This window comes from Eilatimonas milleporae (genome assembly GCF_003688555.1).
GTDB lineage: Bacteria > Pseudomonadota > Alphaproteobacteria > Sphingomonadales > Kordiimonadaceae > Eilatimonas > Eilatimonas milleporae.
In genome coordinates this window covers 555,701-576,898 of record NZ_REFR01000011.1, presented here as the reverse complement: position 1 = coordinate 576,898, position 21,198 = coordinate 555,701, and the positions used below count along the sequence as shown (strand labels likewise).

The 21,198-nt window shown below is 64.0% G+C and carries 19 protein-coding genes; 12 read left to right on the top strand and 7 right to left on the bottom strand.

Going from position 1 to position 21,198, the window contains the following annotated elements; translation table 11 throughout:
• The first annotated feature begins 42 nt into the window (after positions 1 to 42).
• From BXY39_RS19335 to rsgA, 10 genes are all read left to right on the top strand, one after another.
• Complete coding sequence (locus tag BXY39_RS19335; RefSeq protein ID WP_170163764.1) at positions 43 to 1,128, top strand: helix-turn-helix domain-containing protein; 1,086 nt, start codon at positions 43 to 45, stop codon at positions 1,126 to 1,128.
• Between the two features lie 420 nt (positions 1,129 to 1,548).
• Positions 1,549 to 2,355: an RNA polymerase sigma factor gene (locus BXY39_RS10670; RefSeq protein WP_121938812.1), complete on the top strand. Its 807-nt coding sequence runs from the start codon at positions 1,549 to 1,551 to the stop codon at positions 2,353 to 2,355.
• On the top strand, positions 2,348 to 3,493 hold the full coding sequence (locus BXY39_RS10665) for a FecR family protein (RefSeq protein ID WP_121938811.1): 1,146 nt from the start codon (positions 2,348 to 2,350) through the stop codon (positions 3,491 to 3,493). The genes BXY39_RS10670 and BXY39_RS10665 overlap by 8 nt, the downstream gene beginning before the upstream one ends.
• Before the next feature lie 191 nt (positions 3,494 to 3,684).
• Positions 3,685 to 6,870 (top strand): TonB-dependent receptor, encoded by a 3,186-nt coding sequence (locus BXY39_RS10660; RefSeq protein WP_170163763.1) that lies wholly within the window; start codon positions 3,685 to 3,687, stop codon positions 6,868 to 6,870.
• Positions 6,871 to 7,350: 480 nt separating this feature from the next.
• The gene (locus BXY39_RS10650; RefSeq protein WP_170163762.1) at positions 7,351 to 8,523 is read left to right on the top strand and encodes a PHP domain-containing protein; all 1,173 of its coding nucleotides are present in this window, start codon (positions 7,351 to 7,353) and stop codon (positions 8,521 to 8,523) included.
• A 415-nt stretch (positions 8,524 to 8,938) separates the two neighbouring features.
• Positions 8,939 to 9,196, top strand: a complete 258-nt coding sequence (locus tag BXY39_RS10645; protein ID WP_121938807.1) for a metal-sensing transcriptional repressor — start codon at positions 8,939 to 8,941, stop codon at positions 9,194 to 9,196.
• Positions 9,197 to 9,202: 6 nt separating this feature from the next.
• Entirely contained in the window at positions 9,203 to 10,540 is a 1,338-nt protein-coding gene (locus BXY39_RS10640; RefSeq protein WP_121938806.1) for an MFS transporter, read from the top strand.
• A gap of 342 nt (positions 10,541 to 10,882) precedes the next feature.
• Positions 10,883 to 11,932, top strand: coding sequence for an aldo/keto reductase (locus tag BXY39_RS10635; protein WP_121938805.1), 1,050 nt, complete (start codon positions 10,883 to 10,885; stop codon positions 11,930 to 11,932).
• Positions 11,929 to 12,507, top strand: coding sequence for a TetR/AcrR family transcriptional regulator (locus BXY39_RS10630; RefSeq protein ID WP_121938804.1), 579 nt, complete (start codon positions 11,929 to 11,931; stop codon positions 12,505 to 12,507). The genes BXY39_RS10635 and BXY39_RS10630 overlap by 4 nt, the downstream gene beginning before the upstream one ends.
• A 344-nt stretch (positions 12,508 to 12,851) precedes the next feature.
• The gene (gene rsgA, locus BXY39_RS10625) at positions 12,852 to 13,952 is read left to right on the top strand and encodes a ribosome small subunit-dependent GTPase A (protein WP_121938803.1); all 1,101 of its coding nucleotides are present in this window, start codon (positions 12,852 to 12,854) and stop codon (positions 13,950 to 13,952) included.
• 431 nt (positions 13,953 to 14,383) lie between these two features.
• On the opposite strand, the gene BXY39_RS10620 is transcribed toward rsgA, so the two are convergent.
• Entirely contained in the window at positions 14,384 to 14,803 is a 420-nt protein-coding gene (locus BXY39_RS10620; RefSeq protein WP_121938802.1) for a CopD family protein, read from the bottom strand.
• Complete coding sequence (locus tag BXY39_RS10615) at positions 14,800 to 15,132, bottom strand: DUF3817 domain-containing protein (RefSeq protein ID WP_211332197.1); 333 nt, start codon at positions 15,130 to 15,132, stop codon at positions 14,800 to 14,802. The genes BXY39_RS10620 and BXY39_RS10615 overlap by 4 nt, the downstream gene beginning before the upstream one ends.
• Before the next feature lie 287 nt (positions 15,133 to 15,419).
• Here BXY39_RS10615 and BXY39_RS10605 point away from each other — a divergent pair, with 287 nt between their 5' ends.
• Positions 15,420 to 16,022 (top strand): TetR/AcrR family transcriptional regulator, encoded by a 603-nt coding sequence (locus tag BXY39_RS10605; protein ID WP_170163761.1) that lies wholly within the window; start codon positions 15,420 to 15,422, stop codon positions 16,020 to 16,022.
• A 46-nt stretch (positions 16,023 to 16,068) separates the two neighbouring features.
• On the opposite strand, the gene BXY39_RS10600 is transcribed toward BXY39_RS10605, so the two are convergent.
• From BXY39_RS10600 to BXY39_RS10590, 3 genes are all read right to left on the bottom strand, one after another.
• A complete protein-coding gene (locus BXY39_RS10600) occupies positions 16,069 to 16,542 on the bottom strand; it encodes a RidA family protein (RefSeq protein ID WP_121938799.1) in 474 nt (157 codons plus the stop codon).
• A gap of 21 nt (positions 16,543 to 16,563) precedes the next feature.
• On the bottom strand, positions 16,564 to 17,640 hold the full coding sequence (locus BXY39_RS10595) for an aminotransferase class V-fold PLP-dependent enzyme (protein WP_211332196.1): 1,077 nt from the start codon (positions 17,638 to 17,640) through the stop codon (positions 16,564 to 16,566).
• A 506-nt stretch (positions 17,641 to 18,146) separates the two neighbouring features.
• Positions 18,147 to 19,016, bottom strand: a complete 870-nt coding sequence (locus tag BXY39_RS10590) for a LysR family transcriptional regulator (RefSeq protein ID WP_121938797.1) — start codon at positions 19,014 to 19,016, stop codon at positions 18,147 to 18,149.
• A gap of 98 nt (positions 19,017 to 19,114) precedes the next feature.
• Here BXY39_RS10590 and BXY39_RS10585 point away from each other — a divergent pair, with 98 nt between their 5' ends.
• Positions 19,115 to 19,579, top strand: a complete 465-nt coding sequence (locus BXY39_RS10585; RefSeq protein WP_170163760.1) for a cupin domain-containing protein — start codon at positions 19,115 to 19,117, stop codon at positions 19,577 to 19,579.
• Between the two features lie 70 nt (positions 19,580 to 19,649).
• On the opposite strand, the gene BXY39_RS10580 is transcribed toward BXY39_RS10585, so the two are convergent.
• Both BXY39_RS10580 and BXY39_RS10575 read right to left on the bottom strand, forming a co-directional pair.
• Positions 19,650 to 20,129 carry an NUDIX hydrolase gene (locus BXY39_RS10580; RefSeq protein WP_211332195.1) on the bottom strand — a complete coding sequence of 160 codons (480 nt, stop codon included), beginning with the start codon at positions 20,127 to 20,129 and terminating at the stop codon, positions 19,650 to 19,652.
• A gap of 16 nt (positions 20,130 to 20,145) precedes the next feature.
• Positions 20,146 to 21,048 (bottom strand): LysR family transcriptional regulator, encoded by a 903-nt coding sequence (locus BXY39_RS10575; RefSeq protein WP_121939006.1) that lies wholly within the window; start codon positions 21,046 to 21,048, stop codon positions 20,146 to 20,148.
• Positions 21,049 to 21,198 lie beyond the last annotated feature (150 nt).

Genomic DNA, 21,198 nt, shown 5'->3' with positions numbered 1-21,198 from the left:
GCTCCGTCTCTAAAACATGCGCGGGACCGGGGACTGGGCGGCATGAAGCGCACTATCAGGGCGGAAGACTGGTCGGACACGGACAATGTGATCCAGCTGCTGGAGCAGCCCTATACGCCCGTGCCGGTGATGACGAACGGGTTCGACACCCGCACGTTCGCCGCGCAGGACCAGTTCGCCGTCTGGCGGGAGGCGGGCACGAATATCGGCATTATCGACAGGCCGGGCGCCGAGGTTGCGCCTTTCCGCGCGGCGGTGCGCAACTATTACACATCGACGCTGGCCTATTCCCGGCACCGGGCCTTCGACCCCAGCAGCCTGGATCGCGGCGACCGCCACACCGCGGCGGTGGAAGTGGAGGCCTTTGCCATCCAGTACCGGGTGAGCGGCACGGAAACGGCCAACGGTTTCGCGACCGGGCGGTATTTCACCGGCGGCGATATCCGCATCGTCGACCTGTCGCACCCTTTGTTTTCGGTCAACCCGACCTATGACAATATCGCCGTTATCGTGCGCAAGCAGGACTTGGTCGACCGGGTTCCGGCCCTGGACAGGCTGCACGGCGCGACCCTGCCGGCCGGCGGTATGACGGCGCTGCTCAGGGCGCATATGGTATCCGCCATCGACGGGTTGCCGGCCCTGTCGCAAAGGGAGGCGGACAAGCTGTCCGATGTGACGGTCGAGATGCTGGGCGCGGCGCTGTCAAGCGCGACCATCCCCGGCATCATGGAAGCGGAAGAGCTGGACGCGCCATTGCTCAAAGCCGTGCGGCTGTGTATCGAACAGCATCTGCACAGGCCCGCGCTGTCGCCGGATTTCATCGCGCACGCCGTCGGCGTGTCGCGGGCAAAACTGTTCCGCGTGTGCAGACCGTTCGGCCGGCCGATGGAGCTGGTGCGCCACAAGCGCCTGCAACGGGCGATGGCGCTGATCAGGGCGGCCAGGACAGGTGGCCGCCCGGCCACGGTCACGGAAATCGCCTATATGGTCGGTTTTGAAAACCGGGAGACATTCAGCCGGGCCTTCAAGGCGGAATTCGGCCTGTCGGCGCGGGACGCCCTGCAATTGCATCTGGCGCAAGCCCGGACACATCCGACACATCCGGCACATCCGGACCCCACCGGTTGATGGATGAAACAGACGGGCGGAAACGATAGGCCGCCTGCCGCAAAAACCGGGGACAGTATCCTGTTTTACCTTTCTCGTATTTTCTCTCCAACCTATTGTTTTCATTGATTTTATTTCACCGAGAATCAAAATAAAAAACCATATACTGTCCCTGAATTTTTTCGATAGTGTGGCAGAGGCGTGGGGCTATGCAGGTACGGGCAGTCCGCCCGGCGAGGCAGCGCCAGAGAGACACCGGCCAGAGAGGCAGCGGCCAAAGAAACATCAGGCAGAGAGACACCGGGCGGGAAGGCATCGATTTAAGCCGGTATCGGGCAGGTATCACGTGCACGGGGCCGAAACGCTTTGCATTTCACGGCGATGCCCGTATGACTGCTGACGGGACAGAGACACCGGGTCAATGTTCGGGGACACTGGGATATGGACGACGACAACCGCACGGGCAAGGCGGTGGTTCCGTTCGACATGGGGCGGCGTGCCGGCGGGCGCCGGGCAGTGGATGGCGCGCCGTCGGGCGCGACGGAAACGGACCCGGCCCGGCGGCGGCATATCGACCGTCTTTACCGCGAACACTGGCGGCCGTTGTGCGCGCGGTTGCGCCGGGTTTTCGGCAACGGGCCGCCGGACCCGGAGGATCTGGCCCAGACCGCCTTTCAGAAACTGATCGAACAGGACGGGCTTGCGACCATCCGCAATCCCGGCGGCTTCCTGTTCACCGTTGCCATCAACAAGGGACGCGACGGCCAGCGCCATATCGCCCGCACCGAACGGCTGTTGAGGGACGAAGGCATCCTGCTGCGGCAGGATGAACTGGATCAGATCACGCCCTTGAACGTCTTTGAAACAAGGCAGGCCCTGTCGGCGACGGCGGCGGCGATCGGCCGGCTGACACCGAAACAGCGGGAAATCCTGACGCGCAGCCGCCTCAGGGGCGAAACCTTCGACACCATCCGCGCGGCCACGGGGTGGAGCAAGGCCGACATCAGCCGGCAGCTGGCCGCCGCCATGAAAGCGCTGAACGATGCCGCCCGCCGGCAGTCCGGCCAAACCCCGGATCAAAGCCCAGGCCAGAACTCAGGCCAGAACTCAGGCCAGAGTTCAGATCAGAGCTCAGATCAGAGCCCGGACACGACGACCACGACCAAAACCGCGACGACCATGACTGCAACGACCATGACCGGGACGGCGGAGGAGAAAGACAGATCGGAGCCCCCAAGCCATGACTGACAACGGCACCCGTCCCGAAAAGCCTACGCGTGACGCGGCCATCGACGCCGAGGCGCAGGCCTGGCTGGCCCATCTGTATTCGGGCGAGGACGGCGGGACGACCCATGCCGCCTTCCGGACATGGCTGAACGCCGACAGCCGCCACCGGGCGGCGTTTCAACAGGCCCATGATTTGTGGCAGTCCCTGACCGCCGTCCCGGCGGTCGAGGACGTCCTGGACGCAGGGATGGAGGACCCCGGCAGCACGACCCTAGAGGGCGGCGCGGGCCACGGTCTGCCTGAACGTCTACCGGAAGGTCTGCCTGAAGGCCTGTCTGAAGATCCGGCTGAAGGCCTGTCTGCCCCCCGCGCCAAACGCCGGCCCCGCCGCTCCCTTGCCACGGCAATCGCCGCTGTCGCCGCCGTCATCGCCGTTTTCGTCATCGGGGCCGTTTTCATCCCGGACCCGTTCCAGGGACCGGCGGCGCGCGCCCTCCACGCCACCGCCGTCGGCGAAATCCGCACCGTCGCCCTGCCCGACGGCAGCCGGGCGACCCTTGGCGCGGACAGCGCCCTTGAAATCGTCTTCTCGGGCCGGGAGCGGGCCGTCACCCTCACACGGGGCCGGGCGTTTTTTGACGTGGCACCCGACCCCCGGCGCCTGTTCCGCGTCACCGCCGGCCGGACCCGTGTCTCCGTCATCGGGACCGAGTTCGAAGTGGCCAAAAGGCCCGGGACAGTCAGCGTGGCCGTGCGGGAGGGGCGGGTCGCGGTCGCACCGCGCGCCGCCGGTCCCGGCACGGGCGCGGTCCCGGCCCTGGAGCTTGCCGCAGGACAAAAAGTTGTCGCGTCCCTGTCCGGCACCCTCGGCAAAACCGCCCCCTTCGACGCGGCCGCCGGTCTCGCCTGGCGGGACGGCCATCTCAGCTATACCAATGCCCGTCTCGGCGACGTGATCGCCGACTTCAACCGCCACCGCGATGACAGGATTTCCCTTGGCGACCCCCGGCTTGGCGACCCCCGGCTTGGCGACCGTGTGGTGACGGTTGCCGGCAGCGCCGCCCAGATCGACCAGATGCTGGCCGGCATCGCCGCGTCGGAAGGGCTGAGGCTTGAAAAAACGCCGTCGGGGTGGGTCCTGTCCGCCACCGCCGATTGACGGGCCGCCACCCTGCCGATCAGTGCCGGTCCCGGTGCATCCGCCCTTTTTGTGAATGTTTCATGAAATCCGCCGCCGGGCTGGATCAGCCCGAACATCCAATCGACATCCTAGTGTAGGCGCAGTGTGCGGACAGGGGCTTCGGGGCGTCTACGCCCTTTATGGTCCGCACCCGGATGTTGGGGATGTATATGATCCGGAAACCGCTTTTCTCGCTGATCACGGCGTCGGCCACGGCTGTCGCCCTCATCGCCCCTGTGCGCGGCCAGATGCAGGATCAGACGCAGGTACAGGACAAGACACAGGCACGGGACAGGACACAGGCACAGGACTTTTCCATCGCGGCGCAGCCGATGGCGGACGCCCTGTCGCAGTATTCGCGCCAGGCGGACGTGGCCGTCATCGCGCCGGCGCGCGTGACGCGCGGCAAGACCACGGCCGGCCTCGCCGGCCGGCACGCGCCCGCGGCGGCGCTGGAGAAACTTCTGGCGGGTTCGGGCCTTGTGGCGGCCCGCGACGCCGGCGGCGCCGTCCTGATTTCCGCAAGTCCCCGGTCCACACTGTCCGGGGCCGCCCCGTCAACGGCGGCCCCTGAGACGACGGAGACAGACGCATGGGATGCCGGCGCGCCCGATGGCTACGGGGTTGAGACCATCGTCGTCACCGGTTCGAAAATCCCCCGGCAGGAGTTCATGTCGACGGCACCGCTGTCGATCATCTCGTCCGAAGAAATCAAGCAGTCCGGCTTCGTCAATATCGACGATACGCTGTTGCGCAACCCGTCCGTCGGTGTCGGGCTGGGATCGGCGAACGGCACCCGCAACGAGAATGCCGGCGCCGCCTTCGTCAATCTGCGCGGGCTCGGCGTCAACCGCTCGCTGGTGCTGGTCGACGGCAAGCGGCGCGTGTCCGGGTCGCGTTCGGCCTCGGCGGTGGACCTGAACACCATCCCCGCCGCGCTGGTCGAGCGTATCGACGTGGTCACCGGCGGTGCGTCCGCCGTCTACGGCGCCGATGCGGTCAGCGGTGTCGTCAACATCATCACCAAGAACACTTTCGACGGTCTGGAAATCACCGCCGGCGGCGGCCTGTCGCAGGGCGGCGGGGCCGAGACCTACAATATCTCGGTTCTCGGCGGCAGCGGTTTCGACGACGGCAAGGGCAATATCTCCGTCGCCGTCACCTACAACAATGCCGAGGCACTGTTCGCCGAAGACCGCGATTTCGCGCGGTCGTGGACGGCACTGCGCCGCAATCCCGAAAACACCGGGCCGGACGACGGCATTTTCGACCAGGTGACGCTGCGCGACCTCAGGGTCAACACCTATCTGTATGAGGGCAGTTTCATCGTCGACGACATGCTGTATGCCTATGATCGGACGCGCGGCCTGCGGCTTGTCGACCAGGGCACGCCCGTCAGCCGCATCGTCGCCGTCGGTGGCGAGGGACGCAACATCAATGACGACAATGTGCTGCGCATACCGCAGGAATTGCTCTCCCTGCGCGGCGACCTCGACTATGACCTGACCGATGACATCGCCTTTTTCACCACATTCGATGTGGTGCGCACGGAAACCACCGATTTCAACCGCTATATCGTCGATGACGGACGCAGCCTGTTCGGCCGGCCGCAATTGATCCGGCGCGACAATCCGTTTGTCCCGGACGAAGTCGCGGCCCTGATGGACGCCAACGGCCTCAGTGAAATCAACGTCCGCAAGACCCCCATCGAATACGGCCTGATCGCGGAAGACCACGACCGCACCCTGATCAGCAGCGTGTCCGGGTTTCGCGGAAACATCGCCGGCCGCCACCGCTGGGAGGCGTTTTTCCAGTACGACCACAGCATGAACACCATCCAGACCGACAATGCCCGCATCGAGCAGAATTACCTGAATGCCATCGACGCCGTCACCGACCCCGTAAGCGGCGAGACCGTCTGCCGCAGCGAGGCGGCGCGCGCCCAGGGCTGCGTACCCATCAATGTGATCGGCCGCCATCCGTTCACCGACGCCCAGCGCGCCTATGTCAGCCACACCCGCCTTCAGGATGTGGAAAACACCCTTCTGGTCGCCGGCGGCCAGATGAACGGCGAGTTGTTCAGCCTGCCCGCCGGTCCGGTGCAATATGCCGCCGGTGTGGAATACCGCGATGAAACGCTGAGAACCCGCGACGACGGGCTGGCCCTTGCCAATGCGCTGGTGCTGTCGATTTCCCCGCGCGCACCCGTGGACGCCGATTTCGACGTGGCCGAGGCCTTTGCCGAGTTTCGCGTGCCCCTGCTTGTCGGGCGACCCTTCGCCGATTATCTCGAACTGGAAGGCGCCGTGCGCGTGTCCGACTACAGCACCGTCGGCCGGACGACCGCGTGGCGGGTCGGCGGCGTCTGGTCGCCGGTCGAGGATATCACCATCCGCGCGAACTATGCCCGCAACGTGCGCGCGCCCAATCTGTTTGAACTGTTCGAATCCCAGTTTGACGGCCAGATCAGCTTTCGCGATCCCTGTTTTGTCGAAAACCTGTCCGCCGGGGCCAACCGGGCGGCGAACTGCGCGGCGCTCGGCGTGCCCGCCGACCTTGAACCGGCAGGCGACAGTGTCGACGCCGAACTGATACAGGTTCTGGGCGGCAATCCCGACCTGCGCGAGGAAACCGCCACCAGTTTCAGCGCCGGCCTTGTCGTACGCCCGCGCTGGATCGACAACCTGGTTTTCTCGGTCGATTATTACAATATCGAAATCGAGGACGCCGTGGGCAGCTTCGACGTCGAGACGATCACCAATCGCTGCGTTGACGCGGCAACCGTCGACAATGTCTTCTGCCGGCTGATCACGCGCGGGGCGGACGGCCGGCTTGTCTCCGTCAGCGGCACGCCCTTCAACATCGGCGAACTGACGGCGCAGGGGCTCGACTTTCAGGTCGCCTACGACCTGCCGGTCGGCGACGGCCAGCTGTCGTTCAATCTGCTCGGAAGCTATCTGATCGAAAATGAAGAACTGGTGGACCCGACGGACAGCGGCTCTCTCGTCATCAATGACGGCGAGGTGGACAATCCCGCCCTGCGCTGGGCCCTGACGACATCCTATGCAAAGGGGGCGTGGTCCGCCGGCATCATCAACCGCTTTATCGGCGCGTCAAAACTTGACCGGCAGGTCACGGACGAGGCCTTCGACATCAACGAGGTCGACCCTTTCATCTATACCGACCTGCGGTTCCAGTATGCCTTCGACGACCGCTACACGCTGGACGCCATCATCAACAATGTGTTCGACACCGACCCGCCGTTCAGCGACGAGACGGTCGACGGCACCGGGCGCGGCGGCCTGTACGACAATATCGGCCGCTTTTTCCAGCTTCAGCTCACCGCAAGATTCTAAAGCGTTTCCAGATGAAGTGGACACCGGGTCATCGCCCGGAAACGCGACACGAACAAACCCGTTTCCAGATGAAGTGGACACCGGTTCATCGTCCGGAAACGCGACACAAACAAACCCGTTTCCAGATGAAGTGGGCACCGGGTCATCGTCCGGAAACACGGCACAAACAAACCCGTTTCCAGATGAAGCGGGCAACGGGTCATCGTCCGGAAACGCGACACGGGCAAATCCGTTTCCAGATGAAGCGGGCACCGGGTCATCGTCCGGAAACGCGACACGGGCAAATCCGTTTCCAGATGAAGTGGACACCGGGTCATCGTCCGGAAACGCGACACAAACAAACCCGTTTCCAGATTAAAAAGCCGGGGCCTTTGCGCGACCCGACCGCGACGGGGACACAGCGGAAAGGCCCCCATGCAATCAACCAGCACCGACAGGGGCTCCGCACATCTTGCGGCGCCGGTTTCAAGGATACCGCTCATGCGTCGTCTCTTTTCCGTTTTCCTCGGCCTCATCGTTCTGGCTGTCCCGGTCACGGCCCGGCCGGCGCCGCTGTCCTTTCCGCCGCTGAAAGACGGGCGCGTGGTGCTGTCCTTCGACCCCCATATGCACACCGTCTTTTCGGACGGGCAGGTCTGGCCGCAATTCCGGGTCGAGGAAGCGCGGCGCGAACAGATCGCCGCCATCGCCATAACCGACCATCTGGAATACCAGACCAGATACTGCGATCTGCCCAACCCCGACCGCAACCGTCCCTATGCCATCGCACGGGCGCATGCGCGCGGCGTGCCGATCGTCATCAACGGGTTCGAGCTGACGCGCGGCATGCCGCCCGGTCACTTCAACATACTGTTCGTCGAGGACGTCAACGCATACCGCATCCCGGGCTATGACGCCTTTGCCGCGTCCGCCGCGCTGTACAAAAAAAGCCGGGGTGAATTCGACACGCTGATCGCCTCGCTGGAAAGAGCGCGCGACGAAGACGCCTTCGTCATATGGAACCATCCGGACGCGCCCTCCCTGAAGGACAGAAAACCCGTCGTGCTGCCGATCCATGACCGGATATTAAAAAACGGCCTTGTCCAGGGAATCGAGGTCGCGATGCGGGAAAAATTCGTCCGCGAGGCCATCGGCATCGCCCTGACATACGATCTGACGATCATGGCAAGCTCGGATTCCCACCGCCCGGCCGTCTGGGAAAACGACCAACATGGTCTGCGCCACCGCACCGTCACCCTCGTCCTGGCCGAGGACGCCGGCAAGGACGCCCTGAAAGCGGCCCTGAGGGCAAAAGCGACCGTCGCCTTTTACGACGGCATGTTCATCGGCCGCGCGCCGGAGCTGACCAGCCTGATGGAGACACTGGTCGAGGCCACGCTTGTCCCACCCGATGCACGCATCAGAATGGACCGGCGGCTGCCCCGCACCGCCAAGGTCCGCATCGCCAATCGCGCGCCCGTGTCCCTGACCTTCGAGGCACCGGCGGGCCTGTCCTTCGTCGATGAGGGACCGATATTTTCCATCGCCCCCGGCTCCGCCAGAACCCTGCGCCTGAAGGGCCGCGAATTTACCGGCGGCGGCACCATGGCCTTGCGCATTCTGAACACACTGACCGACCCGGCGACCCCCCTGACACTGGATATCGCGTTTTAAGGCAGGCACACCAGGTCATGGGCCGCGCGGGCGAAAGCGCGACACGGCTTGAGGCAAAAACCGGGGACAGTATCCTGTTTTCATTGTCATGAAGTTCTTCTATAATCTTATGTAATAAAAGGCTTTTTTCGAAAAATTTCCAATCAGGAAAACCATATACTGTCCCTGGATTTATCACAAGGCTGTACAGACGTACCCGACACCCTCGTCTCCGCCCCGGTGCGTCCTGACACTCACCACCGCGTTTCAAGGGGGCCATGGCGCCGCCGCCATGGCCCCGATCCCGGCCCGCCATGCCTTAACCGCGTTACATGCCTGCCCGCTCCATACCGGCCCATTACATCCCGGCTCCGGCACACCCGTCCGACACATTTTATCGTATTGAACTATCCCCCCAGGGGGGATAGGGTACAGCATGACACATCCCCATCGCCACGGCACCCATCCCGGCATCGTCAAACGGCTGAAACGCGCCGAGGGCCACCTGCGCCATGTCATTGCCATGATCGAGGAGGGCCGGCCCTGCCCCGACATCGCCGTACAGCTTCAGGCCGTGGAAAAGGCGGTGACGGCCGCCAAGCGTACCCTGATCCACGATCATATCGACCATTGTCTCGATGCCGGCGGCGGATCCGCGCCGGCCGAGATGAAGGCCCTGGCCAGGCTGCTGTAGACAGCCATGTTCCGTATCCTGTCCAACCGCACCTATCGCCACCTGTTCGCGGCCCAGGTCATCGCCCTTGTCGGCACGGGGCTGGCGACCGTGGCGCTGGGGCTGCTGGCGTGGGATCTGGCCGGTGGCGATGCCGGACAGGTGCTGGGAACGGCGCTGGCGATCAAGATGGTGGCCTATGTCACCCTGTCGCCGGTGGCGCAGGCGTTCGCCGACCGCATCCCCCGGCGCAGCCTGCTCGTGGCGCTCAATCTCATTCGGGCGGCGGTTGCGGCGGCTTTGCCGTTCGTGACCGACGTCTGGCAGGTCTATGGGCTGATCTTCCTGCTTCAGGCCGCATCGGCCGGGTTCACGCCGGCGTTCCAGGCCACGATCCCCGACATTCTCACCGACGAGGAGGATTATACCCGGGCCCTGTCGTTGTCGCGGCTGGCCTACGATCTGGAAAGCCTGCTGTCACCCATGCTGGCCGCGGCGCTTCTGACGGTGGTGAGCTTTCCGGTTCTGTTCGGCGGCACGGTGATCGGTTTTGTCGCCTCCGCGCTTCTGGTTCTGTCGGTGGCGCTGCCATGGCCGAAACCGGCAGCGCGGCGCGGCGTCTGGACACGCATCACCCGTGGCAGCCGGATTTATCTCGCGACGCCCCGTCTCAGGGCGCTGCTTGCGCTGTCCGTCTCGGTCGCGGCAGCCAGTGCGATGGTCATCGTCAACACCGTGGTTCTGGTGCGCCGGGATCTCGGCCTGCCCGACGAGGCCCTCGCGCTGACCCTTGCCGCTTTCGGGGCCGGGTCGATGGTGGCCGCACTCGGCCTGCCGCACCTTCTGGAAAGGCTGAGCGAACGGCGCGTCATGCTGGCGGGCGCGGCGGGCATGACCCTGGCACTGGCCGCGCTGGGGACCGCCAGCGCGCTCTGGGACCTGCGCTGGGGCTGGCTTCTGACCGCCTGGTTCCTTATAGGCACGGGCTATTCGGCAACGGTCACACCGTCGGGGCGGCTGCTGCGCCGGTCCGGCCACGGCGAGGACCGCCCGGCGCTGTTCGCGGCCCAGTTCGCGCTGTCGCACGCCTGCTGGCTCGTCACCTATCCGCTGGCCGGCTGGCTACAGGCCGCCCATGGCAGCGCGGCGGCCATGCTGGTCCTCGCCGGGCTCGCCCTGATGGGACTTGGAGCCGCTGGCACACTGTGGCCGCGCCGCGATCCGGCCGCCCTCCCCCATGTTCATGACGACCTGCCGGCCGACCATCCGCATATTGCTGCCGGGCGGCGCCACAGCCATGCCTATGTGATCGACGATCTGCACCCGCGCTGGCCCGGAAACGGCAAGAGGGCGCGCGGCCTTTAGGCCGCCGGCGCGCCCACCATACCGGCGGCGCCAAGGTGGCTGTCACACCGTTCAGGCCGGCGCGCCCGGCTCCGTCCCGCTGCTTCACGGGCCTGTAACATCACGCACGGCCCATACAGGTATCTCCATTTTTAGACTGAATCGCATGACGTACCGGCCGCAACAGACAGGGGCCCGGCTTTGATCATCCGGTGCACACCGCGTTTCGCACCGTCCCTGCCCCGTGCCACGGTGCACGAAAATGGCGGACACAGGCGCATGAATAAAAAATTAAAGTAACAGATATTGAAATCTGTTACTTTAATTTCATATGAATGGCTCCATACACACAGGAGACACATCATGACCACCTCTTTCCCAACCCGAAACCTGGGCCGTGGCGGCCCCGCCGTTCCGGCTCTCGGCCTCGGCCTCATGGGCATGTCCGATTTTTACGGCACCGCCGACAGGACGGAAAGCCTGCACACCATCCGGCGGGCCATCGATGCGGGCGTTACCTTTCTCGACACCGGTGACTTTTACGGGTCCGGGCACAATGAACTGCTGCTGGCGGAAATCCTGCGCACCGTGCCGCGCGAGGATGTTTTCATCGCCGTCAAATTCGGCGCGCTGCGCGATGCCTCCGGCGGATTTGTCGGTGTCGACACCCGGCCGGCCAGCACCAAAAATTTCCTCGCCATGACGCTCAGGCGTCTGGGCACCGACTATGTCGATCTGTATCAGCCGGCCCGCCTGGACCCGACCGTCCCCATCGAGGAAACGGTCGGCGCCATCGGTGACATGCTCGACAGCGGCCATGTCCGCCACATCGGCCTGTCCGAGGTGGGGGCCGCCACCCTGAAGCAGGCCGTGGCCGAACGGCCTGTCGCCAGCCTGCAAATTGAATACTCGCTGCTGTCGCGCGGTATCGAAGACGCCATTCTGCCCGCCGCCCGCGAGCTCGGCGTGGCCGTCAATGCCTACGGCGTGCTGTCGCGCGGTTTGCTGTCCGGCCGCTGGCGGCCAGATACAGGGCCAGATACAGGAAACGCTGCGAAGACAGGCGCAGCCGATTTCCGCAGTCACCTACCCCGGTTCGAGGGTGAAAATCTTGCCCATAACCTCAGCCTGGTTGACGCCCTGCGTAAAATCGCCGACGACAAGGGGGTGAGTGTTGCCCAACTGGCGATTGCCTGGGTGCTGGCGCGGGGTGAGGATATTCTGCCCCTCATCGGCGCCCGCACGCGGGCCCGCCTTGACGAAGCGCTCGGCGGGGTCAGGCTGGTGCTGGACCCGCAGGACATTGCGGCGATTGAACGCGCGGTGCCGAAAGGGGCCGCGGCGGGCGACCGCTACGGCGAAGGACAGATGGCGATGCTTGACTCGGAACACACGGCGGGAGGTACCCCTTGAACGACCCTCTGACAGCGGAATCCATTCTCGACGCGGCGGAGTTGACGCTCCGCCGTTTCGGGCCGCGCAAGACAACCGTTGTCGATGTGGCGCGGGCGCTCGGCGTCAGCCACGGTGCGGTCTACCGGCACTTTCCCTCGAAAGAGGCCCTGCGCGAGGCGGTCGCCAGACGCTGGCTGGCCCGGATCACCGGGCCGCTGGCCGCGATCGCGGAGCGGGACGGCACCGCCACGGAGCGCCTGCACGCCTGGCTTTCAGCACTGGCGGCAGCCAAACGCTCCAAGGTCCTTGACGATCCGGAACTGTTTGCCGGGTATGCCATTCTGGCGGAAGAAACACGGGATGTGGTCTCGGAACATGTCGCCGCCCTGGTGGGCCAGCTTGCCGGCATTGTCGAAGGCGGCGTCGCCGAGGGGGAGTTTCGCGCCGTCGATCCCGACCGGACGGCGGCGGCCCTTTTCGACGCCACCGTCCGCTTTCACCACCCGGCCCACGCCTATGAATGGCTGCGAACGCCCGGCGACGAAGCGCTGAATGCCGTCCTTGACCTTCTGCTTGACGGACTGCGGGCCTGAAGAACGTCCTGAAAGCACCCTGTGGGCACCCCGAAGGCACCCTGAGAGCACCCTGGGAGCACCCCGTGTGCCGCGCGGCACCGGCGGGGCAGGATCGCTCTGCGGTCCCGGCGGCGCTCCAGCCGCTTGAAAGACGCCTGAAAGCTCTCTATATCGAATATATCTAAAGTGGAGATTTCATGTCCCGGTAAGGTGGGGAGGCAACAGCCCTCCCAGTGTCAATTCAACGGTGAAAATACGCTGCCAAGACCTCTTTGGCGGACCCGTTGGTTTGCATTCCTGTAAAGACACCGACCCTTCGCGCCCGAGCCCGGCTCGCGGCCGTGACATGAAAGTAGCCCAAAATGACACGGGACTATTCCACATTCCTGCCGTCCACCTTGAAACAGGGCGGATCAGACCGAAAACCCTGCCCACTCACAGCGCTTGGCTGGCAGCCTTGTTTCGCGGGACAGACCGGCGTTGACGAACGGCTCGCGACCCCGCCTGTCCGCATTGTCGAGGTGCATCGCGGCACGCTGCGCGTCATCGGCGACGGCATCGACGAGACGATCCCGCCCCTACAGGGGGCAACGGTTGGCGATTGGGTGTTGCTGGACCGCGCGCATGCCCGTTCAAGCCGGGTTTTGGAACGAAAAAGCCTGATACAGCGCCGCGCTCCGGGAACGGATCGGCGGATACAGTTGATCGCCGCCAATATCGATACGGTGTTTATCGTGTCATCCTGCAATCAGGACTTCAACGTCGCCCGTCTGGAACGGTACATCGCCCTGGCGTTCGAGGCGAACATCACACCCGTTATCGTGTTGACAAAAACCGACCTGACCGCCGACGTGGCCGCCTATGCCGCCAAGGCGGCCGCCATTTCCGATCTGGTCCCCGTCGTCACCCTTGACGCAACGGGCGATGAGCCGGGGGTAAAACTGGCCGACTGGTGCGGGCCGGGCAAAACGGTTGCGTTTCTCGGCTCATCCGGTGTGGGAAAATCGACACTGACCAACGCCCTGGCCGGAACCGATTTCATCGAAACACGGTCCATCCGCGAAGACGATGCCAAAGGCCGCCATACGACGACGCGGCGGCAACTGCACAGGGTACCGGGGGGCTGTCTGGTGCTGGACACACCGGGGATGCGCGAACTGCAACTGACCGACGCGGCGGCCGGCATCGATGACGTGTTCGCGGACCTTCACGCCCTTTCGGCCCGGTGCCGGTTCAACGATTGCCGGCACCGGACGGAACCGGGATGCGCCGTGCTGGCGGCGATAGAATGCGGTGATATCGATGCGCGGCGGCTGGACAGGTGGCGCAAGCTCAAGGCGGAAGACGCCTTCAACTCGGCAAGCCTGGCTGAGCGCAGGAGCAAGGACAAGGCGTTTGGCAAAATGGTCCGCCGGATCAAAAAGCAGAAAACCGCAAAGGGTTGGGGCACTGACGGCTGGTAAGAATGACAGTTGGCAAGACAGGGCGGATCGTCCGGCATGACCTGTTCAGCGCCGCTCAGACGGCGGGCGACGGCGCTTTACCGCTGTGTCGCCGGCTGTACCTGTAAAACCGGGCACGCAACCGAGTTTGACACAGGGCGACGGCTTTTTCGATCCACTGCCCGGCAAACCGGCCCGATAGCAGGGGTGGCAGCAGGGACGGCAGCCGTCTTTCATGCACGATCCGGACGGCGGTCATGCCTGCCTGCTCCCTTGCATGGTCACACAGGCATGACCGCCGGGCCGGAACGGGCCGGGCCCGCCCGCAAACCAAAACGGCGCTGCGCAGCCACGCCCTCTGAACCGCGAAAGGGCAGGTTTGGCGGAGGGTTTATCGCGGTGTACCGCGACCTCTCATACCCCCCTTGTCGGCGGGAAACGCTTTTGGCGCCCTAGAAAGGTTTCAGCACCACCAGGGCCAGCACCGCCGCCAGCCCGGCGGCATGGAGGAGGAGGAGGATTTTGAAAAACCGCGCCGGAACCCCGTCACCGGCCCACGCGATCTTCTTCAGGTGCCCGGACAGCGCACCGTGCAGCCCGGACAGAAAGACGACAAAGATAATCTTGGTCGGCATCCAGGGCGCGTTGAACCAGCCCCCGAGGCTCAGCAGCGCAAGACCGAAGACCCATGTCGCGACAATGCCGGGCCCGCCAAGCCGAAGATGGGCCTGCCGCAGGGCGGCAATGGCGGTCTGGTGGCCGCCGTCGGCCTGCCGGGCCAGCGCGAGAGCGACCATCGGCACGGTGAAAGCCAACCCCATCCACAGAACCATGGACGCGATGTGCGCGATCTTCACAAAGTCATAGATCATGCCGACAACTCCCTGTGCTTGCGCGCGAGAAACCGGTCATTGACGAACGTCCCGAACGGCAGCAGCGCGGCGATGACGATCCGCGCTGTCTCGGGCCATCTGAAACTGCGCGCGAACACGACCGATACGGCACAGACGAAATACAGCACGAAGGAGCCGCCATGGATCGGCCCGACGACACTGACAAGCCCGCCGTAACCGGCCAGATGCTTGAACGGAACCGCCACGAAAAGAAGGGTGACCAGCGTGGTGCCCTCAAGATATCCGGCGAGCCGCAGGCGGCCGATATCATCGAACCAGGACAGGCGCGGAGTGTTGCGGCCGGTCATGCATCACCTGCCTTTGCGGCCCGTTCCGGCCCATTGGCCGCAAGGGTCGCGGGGCCTCGTGGCATAAACCGCGCCGCACCGGCAGGGACGGGTCCATCCGGTTCCGTCCGTATACGCAAGAACGCGGCGCTGTCCGGGGTATGCGCCATGACACCGGGCAGCGGACAGTCCGGTGGGAAAAAATACGCTTTGGGCTTGACCATGAAGGACTCCATGTAAACGATCATTTATATGGATAGCCCGACGGCACATAAATGTAAACGATTATTTACATGGAGGAGCACGCCATGGTGACAGTGAACGAGCGAGATCGCTCCGCGACCGAGGCACGCCTGAAGGCCGCCGCCGTCGCGGTCTGGTCGCATCACGGTTTCGACGGGGCATCCGTAAAGGAAATCGCCGAGGCCGCCGGGGCCAACGTCTCCCTGATCAACCGCTATTTCGGCGGCAAGGAGGGCCTGCTCCTGACCATCCTCGATGAAATGATCGTGCGAAAGCAGGAAGGCGCGCTCGACTATCCGGCCCAGGACAGTCTGGAGGCGGAAACGCTGGAATATCTGCGCCTCCGCTATCGGGCGGACATGGCGGACCAGGCGCTCATCCGCATCATCATCTCGAAAATAACCGTGGACAGGACGTTCCGGGACAGGGCGTTGCGGTCGCTGACCTATGCCACCGACGCCAACTTCATGGAACGGCTGGTCCGGCTGCGCGACGCGGGACGCATCGCGCCCGGTGTCGCGCTGCCCATGGTCTTCCGGCAGGTCGCTTTCATCTCGTTTTCGGCCGCCCTGACGGAAGGGATCATCCTGGAACGCCCGGCGGATGACACGGACCGGGCCCTGCGGGATGCCGCCGGCATGATCGGCGCGTTCTACGGGCAGGATTAAGACGACCTGTCGATAAAATGGCCGGCGCTGACAAAGGCGATTTGGATCAGATCATTTCAGCAACCAGATCGATCTCGACACAGCAGCCGAAGGGAAGGTTCAGGGCCGACATGGCGCTTCTGGCGTGCACGCCCCTTGCCCCGAAAATGTCCGCAAAGGTTTGCGAGGCCCGGTCCGCCACCATGTGCGGCGCATCGAAATCTTCCGCCCCCCGCACCATGACGAACATTCGCGAAATTCGGGAAATGCGGTCAAGGTCGCCGTCGGTGGCCTGTTTGAGGATCGCGACAATTTCCAGGGCGACACCTTCCGCCGCCGAGGCGGCGGCCTCCAGCGAAATATCCTCGCCAACCTTGCCTGAGAGTATGTCGTCGCCCTGCTTCGCCAGACGCCCGGAAACGTAGATGCTGTTTCCGGCGCGTGTATAGGGCGCGAATTGCGGCTGGTACCCCGCCGCGATCGGCGGCGCTGCCGGCAGGATGAAACCCAGTTCGGAAATGCGTTGTTCCGTCGTGTTCATTTCAGAGGTCTCCGCCTTGTCTCATAACGACGCCCACTGCCGCAACGCCTTGATCAGGCGATCGATTTCGGCCTCACGGTTCAGCAGATGCGGCGCGATGCGAATACGCCCATTGCGGGCGCTGATTGAAAACTTCTTCCTGATCAGGAATGTGTACAGATCGGCGGTGGCATCGCTGCTCTCTGCCGCGAAACACCCGGCGGCGCCACGCGCTGTTCTGTCTGTTGGCGTTAACCGCCGGCACCGCGGCGGCAGGGCCTCCAAAAGCCGGTCGATCAGGTTTTGCGTATGATCCAGTGCCATGCCCTGCGGGAAACGCTCCAGGAAGCATAACGACGCCTCCCAGGCGGCCAGATTGATGTTGAAGGGCCCGACCGTCTGTGCCGCGTCGAACCGCGCTGCGCCCCTCGCAGGCCTCGGCGTCACGTAGCTGAGATCGGAGAAACTGTTTACGTTCTGCGCGACCCAGTTCCACGGCGCGGGGCGGAGGTCTCCGGACACTTCCGGCGATATCCATAAAAAGCCCGTGCCCCAGGGCCCCATGAGGTATTTGTACCCGACCCCGACGAGAAAATCGGCGTCGAGGTCCGCCACATCCAATGGCACGATGCCAACGGACTGGCTGACATCGAGGAGCAAAAGGGCTCCATTCCGGCTGCATGCGGACGCGACCGGCGCAACATCCAGTCTTGATCCATCGTCAAAACGGACATGGCTCACCGATACAAGCCGCGTGGCGGGCGTGATCAGCTCACAAAGCCTTTCCGGGATTTGCTCCGGTGTGTCGAAATCCGCGATCTTCAAGGAGGCGCCGTATCGGTCGGCAACAGGTCTCCACGTGGCGTCGTGCGACGGGAAGTCCTGCGCGACGAGAACGATTTCATCACCCGGCTTGAAGTCCAGGCTTGAGGCGACCTGGGCGGTGCCGGCGCCTGCCCCGGTTGTGACCGCGATATCCTGCGGATCGGCGCCGATCAGCCCTGCCAGGTGACACCTGACAGTCCGTACGCCGTTAAAGAATGCGCCCGGCTCAAAGGCATGGGGCATGGCTTTCGCCCTGGCGGCTCGAGTGGCCGCCTCGACGGCTGACAGCGGCATAGGCGCAAGTCCGGCGAAGTTCATGAATGTATGGTCGCCAAAGTCGGCGCAGCCCTCGCGAAAGTCTTTACATACGCCGGATACGTTCATGCCGATGACAAATGCCCTTGCCCGATTTTCAATGCCCGGACGATCATACAATGCGCAACAACACGGCACTGCCGACCGGGATCATGACGATATCCGTCGCCTTTATTTTTGAAAATCGAATATACTTGAAGTATGAATTTCGATTTATTGAACAATAAATGGAATCATGCATGGATACATTTCGAACGGCCCTTGCCCGGCGCGACGGGAACGGGAACGGATACGGATGCATGGGACAGCGGCGCCGTGAAACCAATGTGAACGCGACAGGCTGCCACAAGCCGGAACCGCCGACCCCGGCGTCACTGACAGCGGACATGCCGCCGGGGCAAAGCCGACTATCGTGTCAGGGGGTACAGTCTCAGTTTAAGGCGTGATCGTGCAACCGGTCCTGCCGTGCGAACGCGTTGCCTGTTTCAGGCCCCGCCCAACGCCGCAGACAGGTGATCCGCGAACGCCCTGACGCGCGGCAGCATATCCGCCCGCGAGGGAAACAGCAGGTTGACGCGGGTCCGGCCGGGCGTCTCACCGGCAAGAAGCGCGTGCGCATTGCCGGCGTCCACGGCCCCCCGGCACATCCCCTCGGGCAGAAGCGCGACGCCAAAGCCGCACAGCATCAGGTCACGCGCCAGAAGGTGGTTGTCGACTTCCATTCCGGCCTGGGGCAGTGGCGTGCCCGCCAGCACGGTGCGTTCCAGATAGCGCCGCAATGCGGGCAGTGGCGAGATGAAGCAGGGAATGTCCCGGACTGTCCTCGGACGCCCGTGGCGGGCGATCCAGTCACTGCTGGCGAAGAAGCCCCATTCGACATCGAGCAGACGCCTTTCGACGGAATCCATGGCGGCGTTCACACCAACCCGGAGGGCGATATCCACATTGTCACGGACGAGATCGCGTGTCTCACTGCTCAGCACGATCTGGAACCGCACGTCAGGATGATGCCGGCTGAATTGGCTCACCGCCTTTGCCAGCAGGTCCGTCGGGAAGTCGGCGGGGGCCGTCATCCGGATAAGCCCCCGCAGCGCACCGGTTGCATTGCGTAAGTCGTCCACGGTCTGGGCCAGCATGTCCAGCGCCCCGCTTGCCTGCCGGTACAGGGCCTGTCCCTCGTCCGTCAGGGCGATGGAGCGGGTCGAGCGTTTCAAAAGCCGGACCCCGAGCGACCGTTCAAGCGCTTTCACCTGAAGACTGACGGTGGACCGGGGCATTCCGGTCTGTTTCGCCGCCGCCGAAAAACCGTTGGCGCGCACCACTTCGACAAATGTCCGGATCGGGTCGAGCTTCATGATTGTCCATCTGAATGGATAAACTATACATTTTTTGACCACTAATCAAAACAATGCAAGGGCGCTATGCATGGTTTGCAACCGTGAAAGGACAGACCATGAACCAGACGCACCGGCCGCCCATCTACACAAGCGGGAAACTTGCCCCGACCGGAACGGCGGCTTTCTCGGGCATCCGCGCCGATATTCTTCTGGGCGGCAAGCAGGCACCCATGACCGTTATGACCATAAAGGTAACACCGGGCATGGGGGCGCCGGTGCACATATCCCACGGCGAGGACAAGGTCTTCCTGATCGGCGAGGGACGGTTGGTTTTTCTGGTCGATACGCGGAAGATCGTGGCGAAGGCCGGCGAATGCGTCTTCATCCGGAAGGGCGTGCCGCACGGCTTCACGGCCGTGGGACGCGCGGCCGCGCGCATGACGTTGGTATCGACACCCGGACGTCACGACCGCTTCTTTCAGGCAATGGCCGCGCTTTCACTGCCGCATCGCATGGCCGAGGTCCAGTCCGTCTGCGCACGCTTCGATCAGGCCATTGTCGGGCCCATCGTCCAACCTTGACCGTCGCGGACCGGTCCGGGGTTTGGAGGGTTTGTTCTGTCTTGGAGAACGTGCGCGCCCGACGACGGGATCAGGGCGCGCGCATGACGATGGCCGCCGCCTGACGGGCGACCATCGCGACATCCAGGCTCAATGCAAGGTCGGCGTCGTCCAGGGCGTCGAGATTGAACCATCTTGCCTCAAGGGCGTCGTCGCCTGCGGCGGGGACACCCGACAGCCAGTCACACAGCACCGCGACCAGCACGAAATGCCGTCGCAGCGCCCCGGTCCCGCTGCGGTCAAAGGCATCGACGGCGGTAAACACATGCCGCGCTTCGGCCCGTATGGCCGTTTCTTCGAACAATTCCCGAACAGCGGCCTGCTCAATCGTCTCTCCGGCCTCGATTTTCCCGCCGGGGAAGCCCCAGCGCCCGGCGTCGGGCGGATTGGCCCTGCGGACCAGAAGGACCCTGCCGCCCTGAATGACAACGGCGATCGCCGCGACAATCGGCCGGCGGCCCGTGTCTTCGCGGGACGGGGTCATATCCTGTGTTTCACCGCGCTGTTCCATATTGAAGACCGCCCCCCTATCGGGCCCTTTGTTTCGCGCCGACCGGTTCCGCAGTCCCGATGATCCGGATCGCTTCGGTCCGCAGTATTTCGCACAGATCCTGCGCAATGGGCGATGCGCTCTGCGACCGCAGCAGTCTCAATTCTATGGACGGCAGCGCGGGCAGATTGAAATCATCGTTCAGGCAGACAATGTCGGCGGGCAGGCCATGCCCGGTCCGCACACCGACCCCCCGGTTCGAGCGCAGCGCCGACCAGACATAAAGCAGGCTGGGCGTTGTCACCGCCATGCGCCAGCGCATCCGCGCCTGGTCAAAGGCCGACAGCGCCGCCTTGCGGAACAGGCACGGATGGTCGAACATGACCAGGTCGACACTGTCCGGCGCGCGGCTACCGCGATAGCTCTCATGGGCAAGCCAGCGCATGGGCAGGCTGCGGATCAACTCCCCTTCGCTGACGGCACCTTCCTCGAAAAAGGCGATGGCGCCGTCAAGGCGCCCGGCGCTGATTTCATCGCTCAGCTTGTGATTATCGCCGACACGGATGTCGACATGGACGTCGGGATGGTCCCGCGAGAAGGCCGTCAGGGTGGCCGGCATCACATCGTCGAAAAAATCCTGCGGCAACCCCAGACGCACGACCGTGCTGCCGGCGGCGGCACCCAGCGCAAGGGCCGCTTCATCGTTCAGCGCGATAATCCGGCGGGCGTAGGCGATCAGGACCTCGCCGGCGTCCGTGGGCACCAGTCCCCTGCCCTTGCGTACAAAAAGCCGGGCGCCAACCTGCTGTTCAAGCTTTTTGAGCTGCATGCTGATCGCCGACTGCGACCGGCCCAGCCGCACCGCCGCCCGCCCGAAACTGCCAAGGTCGGCCCCGGCCACGATAGCCCGCAATGCATGTGTGTCGAAGTCAGTCGGCATTTCAGATTTCTTGAATTGATACTTCAAATATATTCGTTTTTCAGAAGTATTGCGGCTTGCTAGCGTCAAAGTCAAGCCTGGGCCCCCGCCTGCCATGGGTGCCGGCCCGGCATGCCCGGTGACCTGAGACCGGGCGGAAAGACACATGAC